The organism is Janthinobacterium sp. 1L-D-8-B-C4, from assembly GCF_057291295.1.
The window spans coordinates 173,332-190,513 of the sequence record NZ_JBXAVX010000010.1 but is presented as its reverse complement, the minus strand read 5'-3'; the positions used below and the strand labels follow the sequence as shown (position 1 = coordinate 190,513).

Here is a 17,182-nt window from a genome sequence, read left to right as displayed (position 1 = left end):
GAGAAAGAGTGAACGAGGAGGGCACACCGCGGGCGCGCCTGGAAAGCAGGGCCTGGGACGGCCAGCGCGCTGCGCTAACGGCGCGGACGGAACAGTTTCGGCAGCAGGGTGGCCAGTTGCTTGCGCTCGTCGCCTTGCGCGCGGTGCAGTGCCTGTTGCGGGCCGTGCATGAATTTGGCCGTCAGGCCTTTCGACAGTGCTTCGAGCACGGCGTCGATGTCGGCGCCCTTGGCCAGCATCTTGCGCGCGCGTTCGACTTCCATCTGGCGCAAGGTTTCGCTGCTTTCATGCAAATCCTGGATCACCGGCACCATGGCGCGGTCGTCGACCCAGGTCATGAACGATTGCACGCGCGTCTCGATGATGGCTTCGGCTTGCGCCACGGCCGCCTGGCGGCTTTCCAGGCCCGTCTGCACCACCTTGCCCAGGTCGTCGACCGTATACAGGAACACGTCGTTCAGGCGGCCCACTTCGGTTTCGATATCGCGCGGCACGGCCAGGTCGACCATGAACATGGGCTTGTGGCGGCGCGCCTTGATGGCGCGCTCGACCAGGCCCAGGCCCAGCAGCGGCAAGGATGACGCCGTGCAAGAGATGACGATGTCGAACTGGTGCAGTTTTTCCGGCAGGTCGGCCAGGCGGATCGCCTTGCCGTTGAAACGGTGGGCCAGCGCCTCGCCGCGTTCCATGGTGCGGTTGGCAATCGTGATGCTGTTCGGGTTCTGCGCCGCAAAGTGGGTGGCGCACAGCTCGATCATTTCGCCGGCGCCGATGAACAGCACGTTCTGCTCGGCGATCTTGTCGAAGATGCGCTGCGACAGCCGCACGGCGGCGGCCGCCATCGACACGCTGTGGGCGCCGATTTCGGTGGTGCTGCGCACTTCCTTGGCGACCGAAAAACTGCGCTGGAACAGCTGGTGCAAATAGGTGCCCAGGCCGCCCACCTCATCGGCGGTGCGGATGGCGTCCTTGATCTGGCCCAGGATCTGCGTTTCGCCCAGCACCATCGAATCGAGCCCGGAGGCGACGCGGAAGGTGTGGCGCACGGCGTCGTGCTGCGGCAGCATGTACAGGTGGGGCCGCAGTTCGCTGTAGCTGAGCTTGTGATAATCGGCCAGGAAATGGGCGCCGGCGTCGAGCGGGTTCGGTACCCGGCTGGCCGCATACAGCTCGGTGCGGTTACAAGTCGATAAAATGGCCGCTTCGTCATTGTCGCGCAGGTCGATGCGCTGGAACCAGGTGCGCGCCGCCACCACCGCCTGGCCCAGATGCTCAGGCGAAAACGCCAGCTGTTCGCGGAGCGACACTGGTGCGGTGGTGTGATTGAGGCCGACGGCTAGCAGTTGCATTTCAGGGCGTTGGGATGACTTGTGCCGATATTATAGCGCTTTGTGCCCGTTGCTTGAGCAGGCCCGCCCTGGCTCAGGCATTTGCCGGCTGGGCGCTCAGCTTTTCCAGGCGGTAACCGTAGCTGTACACGGGCACCAGCCGGTAGCCATGTTCGGGTTTCAGTTGCAGCTTGTTGCGCACGCGCGAAACGTGGGTGTCCATGGTGCGCGAGGGCACGACCGTTTCGCGTTGCCATACCGCTTCATGGATATAGGCGCGCGACAAGGGCCGGCCCAGGTTGCGGAAAAACAGCAACGCCAGGGCAAATTCCTTGTGCGTCACGTCCAGCGGCTCGCCGTCCATCAGCAGCCGACCGGCGCGCGTTTCAAATGTGTAATTGCCAAATTGCAGTTGCTCGGCGCTGGTTTGGGTAGGATACGCCATGCGCAGCAGGGCCTGGGCACGCAGCGCCAGTTCACTGCGCCGCAGCGGTTTCACCAGGTAATCGTCGGCGCCGGCCTTGATGCCGGCGACGATATCGTCTTCGCCCGAGCTGTTGGTCATAAACAACACCGGCGCCTTGGGCGCCAGTTTTTCGCGTGCACGGCGCAATACTTCGGCGCCATCGAGATCGCTGACCTGCCAGTCGAGGATCAGCATGTCGCAACTGTCCTTGCGCAGTTGCCCCAGCATCTCCCTGGCGCTCTGGAACTCATGGCAAGCATGTCCTGCCGCAGTGAGCACCTGGCATATCAGTTCTGCCTGGCTATGGTCGCTATCGAGTACGGCAATTCGCATATTTGGCTGGAATGTGTAACAACAAACAGACGGGCAGCGCTGCTTATCGTAATGTTAAGGAATGCTCTCATGAAATATAACAGAGATTGCAACTGTGTCCAGTGAAATCGAAAGGGCGCCCTTTCCGCTACACTTGGGTTTGCCTTTACCGCGTGGAGAAACCGTATGCCAGACAATACCGTCACCGATTGGAATCTGATCCCGGGCACCCTGGCCGAAATCGAGCAGGCACGCGAGCGCTGCCGCCGCCTGGTGGGCCGCCGCGCCCTGATGTCGGCCGGCACTTCGGCCATTCCGATCCCGGGCATCGACCTGATGTCGGACGTCGGCCTGCTGTCGATGCTGATCAACGACATCAACCATGAATTCGGCCTGACGCCGGAGCAGATCGAAAAACTGAACCCGCAGTTCAAGCTGATGGCCTATCGCGTGGCGATCGGCATGGGTGGCATGCTGGTAGGGAAACTGGTGACGCGCGAACTGATCATCCACCTGCTCAAGCGCAGTGGCGTGAAACTGGCCAGCAAGCAGGTGGCCCGCTTCGTGCCATTCGCCGGCCAGGCCGTGGCAGCCGCGCTAGGCTACGCCGTGTTCCGCCAGATCGGCAACCAGCACGTCAACGCCTGCGCGGCGGTGGCGCAGGAATTGATTGCGGTACGGCCAAGCTGAGGTCATCACGCAGCAGTCAATACATGTCGAATCGCTGTAGAAAATGGCAGATGCGCTATTGCGATGAGTTCGTCTTTTAAAACTTCATTCCCTTGAGCCAAGGTAAAGTCACCGGAATCGACCAACTGCTGGACTTCTTTTGCCAGGCTAAGATAGCCTAATACAGCTATATGGCGTCTTGCACGCAGCACGCCATTGAGATTGAAAATACGGATGGTTTCGTTGGCGCGTTGCTTTTCCATAATACTCAATCCTTCCCGCACAGCGATACTACCGTCACTGATGAACAAGAAAAAGTGTTCCGGGTCCTCATCGTCCGGCTTGATCAGGCTGGCGGGATCATAACGCGGCAGCTCATCTTTGTATTTGCCGCAACTGTCATCCTGATTGCACGAGCCAAAAAGGTTGGACCAGATAAAAGTCAACCGTGTATCTCGGTCCCTCTGACGAAAGTGCTCGATATGCCGCTTGCCGATGCGAAGTTCGCCTTCGCAATAGGCGCAGCGCTGCTGTTGCATTGCTTCAAGGCTTACCCATATTTCTTGCCTATTGTCAGCCGTCAGCGCCTTCCAGTTGTTCAAGCCATGCCGATATAAGGACAAGCATGCTGGCGCCGGGCCGCGTTGTAGCTTACGCATCAAGATTCCCGCGCAGAGGCAACTTGCGTTTGAAGGCTTGCAGACGGATCAGGCTGTCACATTCGAGCATGTTCGGATGGTCCGGACCAAAATGCTCATTGAGTTCTTCCCGCAGTTGCCTGCCCTCTGGCTCTTCATGCAAATTCTGCTGAATCAGTGCCAGATAGCGACTGAGCTGCCGTGCCGGCTCGACATCGGGCACCGGATCGATACCCATCACGTTGGCCAACACATCCGAACTGGCCACGCCCATGGTTTGCTGGTCGACGGGATTGACCACCATCCGTTTGCGCCCGCTGTCTTCGTCGGTTTCCCAATCGAGCCGGCGTATGCAGCTGGCGGCGATGCTGCTCAGCACTTGCGGGCTGTGCGTAGTGACGATGAGCTGGATATTCGGGAAGGCCCGTTGCAAGTCGGGCAGCACGGTTTGCTGCCACTCGGGATGCAAGTGCATGTCGATTTCATCGATCATCACGATGCCATGCGTCAGCAAGGCTGCCTGCTTGCCATAGTGGGTATTGAGCTTGTAGCAGCGGTAGGCAATATCGCCGACCAGCGCCAGCATATTGCGGATGCCGTCGCTCAGCTGGTGTACCTTCAGTTTGCCCTGCTCTGCATGCTCCAGCACCAGATCGTCGTGCTCGGCGCTGTATTCCAGCGTGTGCCAGCCCGTATGGGATTGCAGGATGGTGTCGATGGCCTGCTGCACCGCGCGCACCGGTGCGATCAGGTCGCTGGCAATAGCGGCATCGGGGCGCAGGTTCTTTTCCAGATTGCGGATCTGCGCGTCGCGCAGCGCCTTGAAGACGCGTGTGTACCACTGGGCAAAATCGGTATAGTTTGACGAGGGCGCCAGGCAATCGCGGTAAGCCCAGGTGCGCGATAGAGATGCCTGGTCCAGTTTTTCAGATTTGCCGGCCAGTTTTTTCTGACTCCACAAGCGGCCTGTGCCGTAGTAACCGAGCATCGGCAGATCGTCTGCTTTAACCTGGCCATTGGCAAAGATGCGTTTTTCCAGCACCTGCGCATAACCATATAACGGTATTGCCTTGGAAGAAGCTATATTTTTTGTCTTGCTGGATTTCTTGACACTGTCACGGAAACGTTCTTCATGCCAGATCACATCCATTTCCTCGAACGGCTCAATCGTGCCACTTGAATCGATCACACAGGGCAAACGCCACTCCATCTGATGCGCCGCCAGCTTTTCGCGCAACACGTCGTCAATATTGATGCCGGTGGTATCGAGTGACATGCTGCCGAGATCAAAACCGGCAATATACGGCCACAAGGCAATCTTGATCGCGTCGAGCAGGGACGATTTCCCTTGGCCGTTGCGCGCCACGATCACCGTCAACTGGCGATCGAACGCGAGCTGTACATTTTCAAAGCAACGGAAATTCTGAATGGTGATCCGTGCGATTTTCAATGTTGGCTCCAGTGCGGCATGAATGAATGGCGTCGGCAACAACGCGAAAAGGGCTGACGACGCGTCAACCCTTTGATTATAGAACTGTTTCTGGCGGCTACTTGCCGCCTAGCACTTACGCGTCCGGCAGCACCACGTTCACATCGAGCACTTCCAGGTTACCCTGGCGGTCGAGCGAGATCTTGATGTCTTCGGCGTTGACCTTGGTGTACTTGGAAATGACCTCGATCAATTCCTTGTGCAGGGCCGGCAGGAAGTCGGGGCCGTCGCGGCCGCTGCGTTCACGCGCGATAATGATCTGCAGGCGTTCCTTGGCCGCGCTGGCCGTTTTCGGTTTGGGAGGGAACAGGAAAGAAAGCAAGGCCATGTCACTTCGTCCCGAAAATGCGCTGGAGGAAACCAGGTTTTTCATAGTTGGTGAAGCGCAGCGGCACTTCTTCGCCGAGGAAGCGCGAGACCACGTCTTCGTAGGCTTGCGCCACGTCGGTGCCCTTGAAATGGATGGCGGGGTTGCCCTGGTTCGAGGCGGCCAGCACTTGTTCCGATTCCGGAATGATACCCACCAGCGGGATGCGCAGGATTTCCTGCACGTCCTGGTAGGACAGCATTTCTTCCGATTCCACGCGTTTCGGCGCATAACGCGTGATCAGCAAGTGTTCCTTGACCGGCTCGGCGCCGGTCTGCGCGCGGCGCGACTTGGCCTGCAGGATGCCCAGGATGCGGTCCGAGTCGCGTACCGACGACACTTCCGGATTGGTGACGATGATCGCTTCGTCGGCAAACGTCAGCGCCATCAGCGCGCCATGCTCGATGCCGGCCGGCGAATCGCAGATGATGAATTCGAAGCCCATGTTGATCAGGTCGTTCAACACGCGTTCCACGCCTTCCTCGCTCAAAGCGTCCTTGTCGCGCGTTTGCGAAGCAGGCAGGATGAACAGGTTGTCGCAGTGCTTGTCCTTGATCAGCGCCTGGTTCAGCGTTGCTTCCTTGTTGATCACATTGATCAGGTCATAGACCACGCGGCGTTCGCAACCCATGATCAGGTCGAGATTGCGCAGGCCCACGTCAAAGTCGAGCACGGCTGTCTTGTGGCCGCGCAGTGCCAGGCCAGTGGAAAAACTGGCGCTGGAGGTGGTTTTGCCGACACCGCCCTTGCCGGACGTCACAACAATAATTCTTGCCACAAATAATCCTTTTCAGATATCTCTTTGAGTTGTGCAGTTCAAGAGCGGTTTACGGGGGTGACCGGTTTCATGGAGTGTATCTCGATTCTGTCGCCAGCCAAACGTATTTGCGCCGGTCCGCCCTTCATCTCCGGCGTAAAACCGTCCTCGAAGGTGCGGTACACGCCGGCGATCGACACCAGTTCCGGCTCCATCGCCAGCGCAAAAATGCGCGCCTGCGGATTGCCCGAGGCGCCGGCCAGCGCGCGGCCATACAACGAGGAATACACGTGGATGCTGCCGTCGGCAATGATTTCGGCGCCGTTGTTGACGACCGCCGTGATGATCAGGTCGCAGCCGCGCGCATAAATGCGCTGGCCGGCGCGCACCGGCGTGTCGATCACCATTACCTGCGCTTCGGCGCCGGACTCGGCGGCCAGGGTCGGGCCGTCCTTGGCTGGTGCATCGTCGCGCGTCTTGCCACTGTCCAGGCTCAGGCCCTGCGCCAGGATGGCTTCGTGCATCTCCGGCGCGGCATTGCGCACGGCAACGGCGTTCAAGCGGTATTTTTTCAGCAGGGCCACCAGCGCGGCCCAGTCCACCGGTGTGTCGCCGGGCGCCAGGTCGGCCACGTCGAGCACCGCCAGGTCATCTTCGAAAAAGTCGGCCACCCCGCCCGTCATGTCGTGCAGGGCCGCGTCGAGCGCCTGGGTATCGGCACCGTGCACGATGGCCGAGACGGCAACGACGGTGGAAATCTTGATTTCAATCGGCTTCTGCAGCAGGCTTTTGGACATAAACGTTGTTCAGAGTGAAACTGCGGAAGGCCCGGTGACCGATAGGCACATATGGAAAGCAGTAAATTTCTTGCATTCTACTGCAAAAAAAACGCTGTCAGGGGACGCACGGATGCTATTCCGTAGAGCAACATGTGCTTCATGTGAAAAAAACGGGGCGACGCACGGAAAACCCGTCGCGTCGCCCTGAAAGCAGCCGTGCATGCGGCCTGAAGGCCATCAAGCTTTTATGTCGCCGCTGGCGCGCCGCATTTGTCTTGCCGCCTGCACCATATTGGCCAGCGCCGCTTCGGTTTCCTGCCAGCCACGCGTTTTCAGGCCGCAATCGGGGTTCACCCACAAGTTCGCCGGCGCAATTACCGCGCTGGCCTTTTGCAGCAGTCTCACCATTTCATTGACCGATGGAATGCGCGGTGAATGGATGTCGTACACGCCGGGGCCAATCTCGTTCGGGTACTTGAACTGGCCAAAGCCGGTCAGCAGTTCCATGTCCGAACGGCTGGTTTCGATGGTGATCACGTCGGCGTCCATGGCGGCGATCTGCGGCAGGATGTCGTTAAATTGCGCATAGCACATATGGGTGTGGATCTGCGTGCTGTCGCCAGCCACCGAAGCGGTGATGCGAAACGTGCGCGTGGCCCAGTCCAGGTAGGCGTCCCACTGGCTGCGGCGCAGCGGCAAGCCTTCGCGGATGGCCGGCTCGTCGATCTGGATGATGCCGATGCCAGCCGTTTCCAGGTCGGCCACTTCATCGCGAATCGCCAGCGCGATCTGCAGCGCGGTGGTGGCGCGTGGCTGGTCGTCGCGCACGAACGACCATTGCAGGATCGTGATCGGCCCCGTCAGCATACCTTTCATTGGTTTGCCGGTCAGGCTTTGCGCATGCACCGTCCAGGCCACCGTCATGGCGGCGGGGCGCTGCACGTCGCCATAGATGACGGGCGGCTTGACGCAGCGCGAACCATACGATTGCACCCAGCCCAGGCGGGTAAACAAAAAGCCATCGAGCTGCTCGGCAAAGTATTCCACCATGTCGTTGCGCTCGGCTTCGCCATGCACCAGCACGTCCAGCCCCAGCGCTTCCTGACGCGCCACGGCATGGGCGATTTCCGCGTGCATGCTGCGTTCATAGTCGGCGGCGGCCAGTTCGCCGCGCTTGAAGTTGGCGCGGGCGGCGCGGATGGTGCTCGTTTGCGGGAACGAGCCGATGGTGGTGGTGGGAAAATCCGGCAACTGGAAGCGTGCGCGCTGCAGCGCCTGGCGCAGCGGAAAGCCCGAGTCGCGCCGGTCGGCGGTCGGCGACAGTGCTTGCAGGCGCTGCGCCACTGGCGGGCGGTGCACGCGCAAGCTGCTGCGCCGGCCGGCCAGCGCCAGGCGCGAAACGGCCAGCGCGGTGCTGTCGCCATTGCCGGCCAGCGCGTCTTTCAGCAATGACAGTTCGACCAGCTTTTCTGTGGCGAACGCCAGCCACGATTTGATCTCGGGTTCCAGCCCGGTTTCTTGCGCCAGCGAGAGCGGTGTGTGCAGCAAGGAACAGGACGGCGCCAGCCACAGGTGGCCGCCGCGTTTATCGACCAGTGGCTGCAGCACGGCGATGGCCTGGTCCAGGTCGGTGCGCCAGATATTGCGGCCATCGACGATGCCGATCGACAGCACTTTATGCGCTGGCAGCCAGTCGGTAACGCTGCTCAATTCCTGCGGCGCGCGGATGCCGTCCACATGCAGGCCGGCCACCGGCAGGCGGCAGGCCAGGCTGAGGTTTTCTTCCAGCGGCGAAAAATAGGTGGCCAGCAAAATATTCACGCCCACCTGGTTCAGCTGCCAGTAGGTGCTTTCAAACGCGCTGCGCCATGCGTTCGGCAAGTCCAGGCCCAGGATCGGTTCATCGACCTGCACCCAGGCCACGCCTTGCCGCTTCAGGCGGTCGAGCAGGGCGCCGTAGACCGGCAGCAATTGACCGAGCAGCGCCAGGCGGTCGAAGCCAGCCGTTTTTGCCTTGCCCATCCACAGAAAGGTCAGCGGGCCGATCAGTGCCGCTTTCACGCGGTGGCCCAGCGCCTGGGCTTCCGCCACTTCCTCGAACAGGCGTTCGCACGCCAGCGAGAATTGCGTCAGCGGTGAAAATTCCGGTACCAGGTAGTGATAATTGGTGTCGAACCATTTCGTCATTTCCAGCGCGTAATTGCTCGCGTCAGGGGCGGCATCGGCATGGCCGTGGTGGCAGCCGGCATGGTCTGCATGGTTGTCCGCGCCGCGCGCCATCTTGAAGTAGCGTGACAGTTGCGACTGCTGGTCGTTGAAGTCGAAGCGGGCCGGCTCGCAGCCCAGCAGTTGTATATGGTTGGCGACCTGGTCATAAAAGGCAAAGTCGCCCACGGTGACGAAATCGAGACCGGCGTCGCGCTGCAGCGCCCAGTGGCGTGCGCGCAATTGCTTGCCGGCTTCTTCCAGCGCGGCTTCCGCAGCCTCGCCACGCCAATGGCGTTCCAGCGCAAATTTCAGCTCGCGTTCGGCACCGATACGGGGAAAACCAAGGATATGGGAGAGGATCGTCATGATGTCATCGAGATTTAATGTTGATAGGCTAGAGTGTGCGGCAATCTGATTTATAATCAAAACGAAACCTTTTGACGTTTAACATGAAAATTATTCACCACAACAAGGGACCATGCTGGAAATTCGCCATCTGCGCACCCTGAGCGCCTTGCGCTCGTCCGGCAGCCTGGTGCGCGCTGCGCAATTGCTCAACCTCACCCAGTCGGCGCTGTCGCACCAGATCCGCCTGCTCGAGGAGCGCTACAAGGCGCCGCTGTTCGAGCGCAAGTCGATGCCGATCGCGTTTACGGCCACCGGCAGCCGCCTGCTGGAATTGGCCGACAAGTTGCTGCCCGAGATCGAACTGGCCGAGCGCGATGTGGCGCGCCTGTCGCAGGGCGACACCGGACAATTGCGCGTGGCGCTTGAATGCCATACCTGTTTCGACTGGCTGATGCCGGTAATGGATGCGTTTCGCCAGCGCTGGCCTGAAGTGGAGATCGACCTGGTATCAGGCTTTCACAGCGAACCGGCCGAGTTGCTGCGTTCGGGCGAGGCCGATCTGGTGATCGGTTCGCCATATGGTCCCGATTTCACCGTGTTTCCGTTGTTCCGCTTTGAAATGCTGGTGGTGATGGCGCAAAAGCACCGCCTGCAGGCGCAGCGCCGGCTGGCGGCGGCTGACTTCACCGGTGAAACCTTGATCACCTACCCGGTGCCGGAAGAGCGCATCGACTTGATCCGCGAAGTGCTGCGGCCGAACGGCATCGTTTTCGAGCGCCGCACGGCCGAACTGACGGTGGCGGTGCTGCAACTGGTGGCCAGCCGGCGCGGCATCGCCGCTCTGCCGAACTGGGCCATCAAGAACTATGTCGACTACGATTATGTGGTGGCGCGCCCGGTCGGCGAGCATGGCTTGTGGAGCGACCTGTATGTTTCCGTGCCGCCCGCGCTGGAAGACAGGGCTTATGTGCGCGACTTTGTGAGCGTGATACGCGAACAGTGCGCGGCCTCGCTGGATGGTATCAAGTTGCTGTCCTGATGATCGTTCACTTGGAAACAATCCAACAAAGAGCTTGAGCCAGATCAAGAGATTGCAAGGCGCCGCCGCTTAGAGTGGAGCACTGTGCGGCGCAACATGCACCGCTATCATTTGAGGAGGTATGCAATGTTTTCATTTACCGAGCAGCTGTCCCAGGCCGGCAAGGCCATCTACGCTGCCCAGTTGAACAGCGCCCAGGCGCTGACCGAAGCGGCGTTTCAAGGCGGCGCCAGGCTGATCGATCTGCAACTCGATGTAGCCCGCTCGTCGCTCGCTGCCAGCACGGTAGCGGCGCAGCAATTGCTGTCGGCGCGCGACCCGAAAACGCTGTTGGAATTGTCGCGCACGCAGTCGCAACTGGCCATGGAACGCATCGGTTCCTATGGGCGCCAGGCAAAGGAAGTTGCCCAAGAAAACCAGGAAAATTTTACCGCCGTGACAAAGGGTGAGTTTGCTGCATCGCATCAAAAATTCGGTGAACTGTTGCAGGTGGTGAAGGAGACACCGTTCCCTCTGATAAACCCGTTCAATAATTTTCTAAAAAGCCCTTTCGGCGCTGCCGATGAAGGGTATGATAAAAACACGCGTCCTGATCATTGACAGGAACCGCGCGGCCCGGCAGCGGCTATCCGCCGCGCCAGGCCGCCCGCCATCACCGCCAGGCCGGCCGCCATCGTTGCCGGCCACGCCAGTGGTGCGACTGAAGCAAAGGCGCATGCAATGATGCAGCTTGCGTACAGCTTGCGTACAGCTTGCTGCGTCTTCCCGGATTCATCAACACCTTGGCCGTCATGGCCAGCATATCGGAGAAATAAATGGATGATGTCGTAATCGTGGCCGCCGGCCGTACCGCAGTGGGCAAATTCGGTGGCAGCCTGGCCAAGATTCCTGCGTCCGAACTGGGCGCACACGTAATCAAGGGCCTGCTGGCGCAAACCGGCATCGACCCGAACCTGATCAGCGAAGCGATCCTGGGCCAGGTACTGACAGCCGGCGTCGGCCAGAACGCCGCGCGCCAGGCCGTTATCAAGGCAGGTTTGCCAAGCGCGATTCCCGCCTTCACCATCAACAAGGTCTGCGGCAGCGGCCTGAAAGCCACCCATCTGGCGGCGCAAGCGATCAAGTGCGGTGACGCCAACATCATCATCGCTGGCGGCCAGGAAAACATGAGCGCCTCGCCACACGTGATGAACGGTTCGCGCGACGGTTTCCGCATGGGCGACTTCAAGATGACCGACACCATGATCGTCGATGGCCTGTGGGACGTCTACAACCAGTACCACATGGGCATCACGGCGGAAAACGTCGCCAAGAAATACGAAGTGTCGCGCGCCGAGCAGGACGAATTCGCGCTGCAATCGCAGCTGAAGGCCGAAGCGGCGCAAAAAGCCGGCAAGTTCAAGGATGAAATCCTGCCGCTGGAAATCGTCAACAAAAAAGGCACGGTCGTGTTCGACAGCGACGAATACATCAAGCCGGGATCGACCCTGGAGTCGCTGGCCGGCCTGCGCCCCGCGTTTTCCAAGGAAGGCAGCGTCACCGCCGGCAACGCTTCGGGCCTGAATGACGGCGCCGCCGCCGTCATCATGATGTCCGCCTCCGCCGCCAAGGAACTGGGCCTGAAGCCGCTGGCGCGCATCAAGGCCTACGCATCGTCGGGCCTGGACCCGGCCGTGATGGGCATGGGCCCGGTATCGGCTTCGCGCCTGTGCCTGAAAAAAGCCGGCTGGACGCATGAAGAACTGGACCTGATGGAAATCAACGAGGCGTTTGCCGCGCAGGCAATTGCCGTCAACAAGGAAATGGGCTGGGATACCCGCAAGATCAACGTGAACGGCGGCGCGATCGCCATCGGCCACCCGATCGGCGCCTCGGGCGCGCGCATCCTGGTCACCCTGATCCACGAAATGATACGCCGCGACGCCAAGAAGGGCCTGGCTGCCTTGTGCATCGGTGGCGGCATGGGTGTCGCCCTGGCGATCGAGCGCGATTAAGCCTGTACAGTAGCTCCGGCAGGCAGTGCCTGCCGGTAGAACGACAAAATTCAAATAGCAGCACGACACTGAGGGGATGAAAATGGCAAGAGTTGCATTAGTAACAGGCGGCATGGGCGGTCTGGGCGAAGCGGTGTGCTTCAAGTTGGCGGCGCTGGGCTATCGCGTGGTGACCACGTATTCCCCGGGCAACACCAAGGTCGATGAATGGCTGGCGACCACCAAGGACCAGGGCTATGACTTCAAGGCCTATCCTTGCGATGTATCGGACTACGACTCGGCCGCTGCTTGCGTGGCGACGGTGGAAAAGGAAGTCGGTCCGGTCGACGTGCTGGTCAATAACGCCGGTATCACGCGCGACATGACGTTCAAGAAAATGGACAAGCCGAACTGGGACGCCGTGATGGGCACCAACCTCGACTCCGTTTTCAACATGACCAAACCGGTCTGCGACGGCATGGTCGAGCGCGGCTGGGGCCGCATCATCAATATCTCGTCCGTGAACGGCCAGAAGGGTGCTTTCGGCCAGACCAACTATTCGGCCGCCAAGGCCGGCATGCATGGTTTCACCAAGTCGCTGGCGCTGGAAGTGGCGCGCAAGAACGTCACCGTCAACACCATTTCGCCAGGCTATATCGGCACCAAGATGGTGATGGCGATTCCACAGGAAGTGCTGGACAGCAAAATCATCCCGCAAATCCCGATGGCGCGCCTGGGCAAGCCGGAAGAAGTGGCGGGCCTGGTGGCCTACCTGGCCTCCGATGAGGCAGCCTTTGTGACCGGCGCCAATATCTCGATCAACGGCGGCCAGCACATGTCGTAAGCGTTACGCATCATCATCAAAAGGCAGCTTCGGCTGCTTTTTTGTTGTGCGCTCAGCTCAGCACCAGCCGCCCCGCCAGCAGCACGAATACAGTCGGCAGCACGAACTTGCCGTAGGGCGAAGGCTTGCCGCGCAGCCGGCGTGCCAGGCGTGCGGCCAATACCGCGTAGACGGCGTCGAACAGCAAGCCGACCAGTACCAGGGTGGCGCCCAAGCGCAGGTATTGCAGGCCCATGCTCTCGCCATTGGCGGCGACAAATTGCGGCAGGAACATGCTGCAAAACAGCAGTGCCTTGGGATTGAGCAAATTGGTCAGCAAGCCGCGCACGAAACTGGCGCGCGCACTGTGCGCCGTGGCCGGTGCCTGTGTCTCTTGCGCTGGCTGTTTTGACAGCGCCGACTGCAGCAGCCGCGCTGCCAGGTAGAACAGATAGGCGGCACCGGCCCATTTGACCCACTGCAAGGCTTCCGGATGCGTGACCATCAGCGCCGCCAGGCCGGCGCCGGACAGCGCCACGTGCATGGCGCGCGCGCCGGCGATGCCCAGCGCCGTGACCAGGGCCGTACCCACGCCGCGCGCCGCGCCGGTCGCCAGCACCAGCGCCATGTCGGGCCCGGGCAACAAGAACGCGCCAGCCAGCGCCAGCAGATACATCAAGAAGGTAGAATCGGACATGGCGGTGGCAGGCAATCAAAGAGTGGGGCGGTCGCGTCATTATGTTCTTGCTTAATTGAAATGTGCTTGCTATTGCTGCCTGCCATGTTCTAGTATCTGGGTAGATTCCACCCGTAATAAAACAATAAATAGATGAAAATTTCAGAAGTAAGCCTGGATGCCACTGATTTGCACATACTCAGGCTGTTGCAGGAAGAAGGGCGGTTGTCCAATGCGCGCCTTGCCGATCGCCTGAAGCTTAGTGAAACGCCGGTCTGGCGCCGTTTGCGCCGGCTGGAGGACGAAGGGTTCATTACCGGCTACCAGGCGCTGATCAACCGCAAGAAGCTGGGCATCGGCCTGGTGGCGTTCGTGCGCATCGTGTTTGCCAACCATGGCAACGAGCAGCCGTCGCAGTTCGAGCAGGCGATCATGTCGATTCCTGAAATTTTGTCGTGCCATAACGTGGCCGGTGAAGCCGATTATTTCTTGCAAGTGGTGGCGCGCGACCTGGAAGCGTATGGCGAATTCGTCTCCAACGTCCTGCGCCGCCTGCCCGGCGTGGCGGAAATCCAGTCCAGCCTGTCGATGCGCGAGATCAAGTCGTCGAACCGGCTGCCCTTGCCGCTGGCCTGAGGCCTGTCCAACCTAGTGAGTACTGCCATGCCCGATACCCTGTCACCGTTGTTTCCTGCCTTGTTGCCGAACCGGCACGGCATGCTGGCCGTCGATGCGCTGCACACCATTTACTGGGAAGAGTGCGGCAACCCGGACGGCATTCCCGTGCTGTTTCTGCATGGCGGCCCGGGCGCCGGCCTGTCGCCGCAGCACCGCCGCTTTTTTGACCCGCAGCGCTACCGCGTGATCCTGTTCGACCAGCGCGGCGCCGGCAAGTCGACGCCGCTGGGCGAGTGGCGCAACAACACCACGCAGCTCCTGATCGATGACATTGAACAGTTGCGCGCCCAGTTCGGCATACAACAATGGCTGGTGTTTGGCGGTTCGTGGGGCTCGACCCTGGCGCTGGCGTATGGTGAGGCCCATCCAGAAGCTTGCCTGGGCTTCGTGCTGCGTGGCATCTTCCTGTGCACGCAGGCCGAGATCGACTGGTTCATCGAAGGCGTGCGCTGGTTTTACCCCGACCTGTACGAAGAATTTGCCGCCCTGATTCCTGAAGAAGAGCGCGGCGACCTGCTGGCCGCCTACGTGAAACGCATCCTCAGCGGCGACCCGGCAATGTACTGGCCGGCCGCGCGCGCCTGGAGCCGCTTCGAAGGACGCCGCGTCTACCTGATGCCGCAAGCCGAAGATACGCCCAACGATGCGCTCGACCTGGGCGTGGGCCGGCTGGAATCGCACTATATGGCCAACCTGGGCTTTTTCGAGGAAGACCAGCTGATCCGGCAATTGCACCGCATCGCGCATTTGCCGGCCGTCATCGTGCAAGGGCGCTACGACGCCATCTGCCCGCCCTTGTCGGCATACCGTTTGCACCAGGCCTGGCCCGGTTCGCAACTTGAGATGATCCCGGACGCCGGCCATGGCGCGCTGGAACGGGGTATCGCTGCAGCGCTGGTGAACGCCACGCAACGTTTCCAGCCGGGCCGCGGCTTCGTATAGCCGGCACGGGCGCGGCAGCCTACCGTTGCAACGCCCGCGCCTGCTACACTAGCGCCTGTGCCGGCACCGGCGTCGGCGCCAGCGTGAACCATTACCTTTATCCATGAACATACAGATCGGCGACATTGGCCACATCATCCAGCTGGCGATTGCGCCGGTATTCCTGCTGACCGGTATCGGCACCATGCTGGTAGTGCTGACCAATCGCCTGGGCCGCATCATAGACCGCACACGCGTGCTGGAAGACCGGCTCGATATTGGCTACAACGATTTTTACATGGATGAGCTCGATACCCTGTACCGGCGCACCCATCTGATCAATTATTCGATTTCCCTCAGCACGGCGTGCGGTTTCTTCGTCTGCGTCATTATCGCCATGCTGTTTTTGGGCGATATACTGAATCTGACGCTCGATAAATACATCGCCGTGTTTTTCGTGCTGGCCGTGATCTGCCTGATCGGCTGTTTCACTTACCTGCTGCGCGAGATTTATCTTGCCGCCACCGCCCAGCGCATCCGGCGCCATATCCGACCGCCACGCTGATTGCCGCGCGCCGGTCTTGCCATTCCCCATATTGAAGATTGAGTCTTAGCATGCACGATTACCAACGCCCCCCCACACTGCACCGCTACGGCCAGCGCAGCGAACTCGAACTGGCGCTGAGCCTGGGCCAGTTCCGCCTGACCCCGGCCGGCAACTGCCTCACCTTGAGTTTTTCACAGGTGTGGGACAAGAAACTGTTCGACCTGTTCGCGCCGGCCGACAGCTGCCTGATCATCCATAACACGGAAGAGTTCGGCGAACGCCTGCACCGCGCCGTGCAGCGCACTTTGCCCAGCTGGGCGGGCATCGACGGCCTGGTCGAATACGGCCAGCGCGCCGCCCTGGGCGCCGCGTTTACCAAGACGCGCGAAGAAGCGGTGGAGCAGGAATGGCTGTTCGCCTGGCGCTCGATGCAGCCGCAGGCCAGCCTGAATCCGGTGACAGTAAAATTGGGCAACCTGGAAAACTACGCCGAACTGCGCGACCGCGATACTTATCTGGCTTGAGTCTGGCCTGAACTATTTGACTGCAGCGGGCGCTGGCTGGCTGTCGATGCGCGCCATCACGGCGCCCATCATGCGCTCGATATCGCCGCGTATCATGGTCGTGCCCAGCATGCCGGGCACATAGAAGCCCGGCATCAAGCGGCTGGAAAAGACGATGCGCGTGCCGCCCGTCTCGGGCATGGGCGTCAAGGCCCAGCGCGACTCGTAGTGGCGCATGTCGCCGGAAATGAGGTCGATGTCGATCGCCGTCATCGGCGTTTCCATCGCCCGCACCACCAGGTGGATCGGGTGGTTCATGAACAGGAAGCGGGCCATGCCCTGCTGCTCGATGATGACCTCATTGCCGTTGCGCGACAGCACGCGGCAGGAACTGAGGTCGGGCACGAACTCGCTCATGCGCTCGTAGCCGGTCAGGGTTTTCCACACGGCGGCGGGGGCCGCCTGCACCACGGCATTGGCGTTCACTTCATACATGCGCTGGGCATCGACCTCGATGCGCTTGACCTCGACCTTGAGGCGCGGCGTGTCCAGGCGCGGCGCCTGCGCCAGCGCCGGGGTGGACCAGGGCAGGGCGCACAGCAGCAGCAGACTGAAAGATAATCGCATCATGCAGTCTAGCCTACGGGAAACTATCGTCCGG

19 protein-coding genes are annotated in these 17,182 nt (G+C 60.7%); 9 read left to right on the top strand and 10 right to left on the bottom strand.

What is annotated here, in order from left to right:
• Positions 1-74: 74 nt before the first annotated feature.
• Entirely contained in the window at positions 75-1,349 is a 1,275-nt protein-coding gene (hemA, locus tag AC0Z42_RS18450; protein WP_308923335.1) for a glutamyl-tRNA reductase, read from the bottom strand.
• Between the two features lie 73 nt (positions 1,350-1,422).
• Complete coding sequence (locus AC0Z42_RS18445) at positions 1,423-2,127, bottom strand: response regulator transcription factor (RefSeq protein WP_485469643.1); 705 nt, start codon at positions 2,125-2,127, stop codon at positions 1,423-1,425.
• A 165-nt stretch (positions 2,128-2,292) separates the two neighbouring features.
• Between AC0Z42_RS18445 and AC0Z42_RS18440 the strand changes: the two genes are divergently transcribed.
• On the top strand, positions 2,293-2,796 hold the full coding sequence (locus AC0Z42_RS18440) for a hypothetical protein (RefSeq protein WP_485469642.1): 504 nt from the start codon (positions 2,293-2,295) through the stop codon (positions 2,794-2,796).
• 5 nt (positions 2,797-2,801) lie between these two features.
• Here AC0Z42_RS18440 and ptuB read toward each other — a convergent pair whose 3' ends face one another.
• The 6 genes from ptuB to metE form a co-directional block, all read right to left on the bottom strand.
• Positions 2,802-3,434 (bottom strand): retron Ec78 anti-phage system effector HNH endonuclease PtuB, encoded by a 633-nt coding sequence (ptuB, locus tag AC0Z42_RS18435; protein ID WP_485469641.1) that lies wholly within the window; start codon positions 3,432-3,434, stop codon positions 2,802-2,804.
• Entirely contained in the window at positions 3,427-4,863 is a 1,437-nt protein-coding gene (locus AC0Z42_RS18430) for an AAA family ATPase (protein WP_485469640.1), read from the bottom strand. The genes ptuB and AC0Z42_RS18430 overlap by 8 nt, the downstream gene beginning before the upstream one ends.
• 115 nt (positions 4,864-4,978) lie before the next feature.
• The gene (gene minE / locus AC0Z42_RS18425; RefSeq protein WP_065307788.1) at positions 4,979-5,230 is read right to left on the bottom strand and encodes a cell division topological specificity factor MinE; all 252 of its coding nucleotides are present in this window, start codon (positions 5,228-5,230) and stop codon (positions 4,979-4,981) included.
• A gap of 1 nt (position 5,231) precedes the next feature.
• Entirely contained in the window at positions 5,232-6,047 is an 816-nt protein-coding gene (gene minD / locus AC0Z42_RS18420; protein WP_485469639.1) for a septum site-determining protein MinD, read from the bottom strand.
• Positions 6,048-6,085: 38 nt separating this feature from the next.
• Positions 6,086-6,823 carry a septum site-determining protein MinC gene (gene minC, locus AC0Z42_RS18415; protein ID WP_485469638.1) on the bottom strand — a complete coding sequence of 246 codons (738 nt, stop codon included), beginning with the start codon at positions 6,821-6,823 and terminating at the stop codon, positions 6,086-6,088.
• Positions 6,824-7,042: 219 nt separating this feature from the next.
• Positions 7,043-9,379, bottom strand: a complete 2,337-nt coding sequence (gene metE / locus AC0Z42_RS18410) for a 5-methyltetrahydropteroyltriglutamate--homocysteine S-methyltransferase (protein ID WP_485469637.1) — start codon at positions 9,377-9,379, stop codon at positions 7,043-7,045.
• 112 nt (positions 9,380-9,491) lie between these two features.
• On the opposite strand from metE, the gene AC0Z42_RS18405 reads away from it, so the two are divergent.
• The 4 genes from AC0Z42_RS18405 (at position 9,492) to phbB (ending at position 13,217) form a co-directional block, all read left to right on the top strand.
• The gene (locus AC0Z42_RS18405; protein WP_485469636.1) at positions 9,492-10,400 is read left to right on the top strand and encodes a LysR family transcriptional regulator; all 909 of its coding nucleotides are present in this window, start codon (positions 9,492-9,494) and stop codon (positions 10,398-10,400) included.
• Between the two features lie 84 nt (positions 10,401-10,484).
• Complete coding sequence (locus tag AC0Z42_RS18400) at positions 10,485-11,000, top strand: phasin family protein (protein ID WP_485469635.1); 516 nt, start codon at positions 10,485-10,487, stop codon at positions 10,998-11,000.
• A gap of 215 nt (positions 11,001-11,215) precedes the next feature.
• Entirely contained in the window at positions 11,216-12,394 is a 1,179-nt protein-coding gene (locus AC0Z42_RS18395; protein WP_485469634.1) for an acetyl-CoA C-acetyltransferase, read from the top strand.
• Positions 12,395-12,476: 82 nt separating this feature from the next.
• Positions 12,477-13,217, top strand: coding sequence for an acetoacetyl-CoA reductase (phbB, locus tag AC0Z42_RS18390; protein WP_485469633.1), 741 nt, complete (start codon positions 12,477-12,479; stop codon positions 13,215-13,217).
• A 52-nt stretch (positions 13,218-13,269) separates the two neighbouring features.
• Here phbB and AC0Z42_RS18385 read toward each other — a convergent pair whose 3' ends face one another.
• Entirely contained in the window at positions 13,270-13,893 is a 624-nt protein-coding gene (locus tag AC0Z42_RS18385; RefSeq protein ID WP_485469632.1) for a LysE family translocator, read from the bottom strand.
• Positions 13,894-14,025: 132 nt separating this feature from the next.
• Here AC0Z42_RS18385 and AC0Z42_RS18380 point away from each other — a divergent pair, with 132 nt between their 5' ends.
• From AC0Z42_RS18380 to AC0Z42_RS18365, 4 genes are all read left to right on the top strand, one after another.
• Positions 14,026-14,508, top strand: a complete 483-nt coding sequence (locus AC0Z42_RS18380; protein ID WP_485469631.1) for an Lrp/AsnC family transcriptional regulator — start codon at positions 14,026-14,028, stop codon at positions 14,506-14,508.
• Between the two features lie 27 nt (positions 14,509-14,535).
• Positions 14,536-15,492: a prolyl aminopeptidase gene (gene pip / locus AC0Z42_RS18375; protein WP_485469630.1), complete on the top strand. Its 957-nt coding sequence runs from the start codon at positions 14,536-14,538 to the stop codon at positions 15,490-15,492.
• Positions 15,493-15,595: 103 nt separating this feature from the next.
• Positions 15,596-16,036: a DUF2721 domain-containing protein gene (locus AC0Z42_RS18370; protein WP_094442761.1), complete on the top strand. Its 441-nt coding sequence runs from the start codon at positions 15,596-15,598 to the stop codon at positions 16,034-16,036.
• Positions 16,037-16,086: 50 nt separating this feature from the next.
• Entirely contained in the window at positions 16,087-16,542 is a 456-nt protein-coding gene (locus AC0Z42_RS18365) for a hypothetical protein (RefSeq protein ID WP_308923347.1), read from the top strand.
• A gap of 12 nt (positions 16,543-16,554) precedes the next feature.
• Here the strand turns inward: AC0Z42_RS18365 and AC0Z42_RS18360 are convergent, their stop codons facing one another.
• A complete protein-coding gene (locus AC0Z42_RS18360) occupies positions 16,555-17,151 on the bottom strand; it encodes an SRPBCC family protein (RefSeq protein WP_485469629.1) in 597 nt (198 codons plus the stop codon).
• Positions 17,152-17,182: the final 31 nt, after the last annotated feature.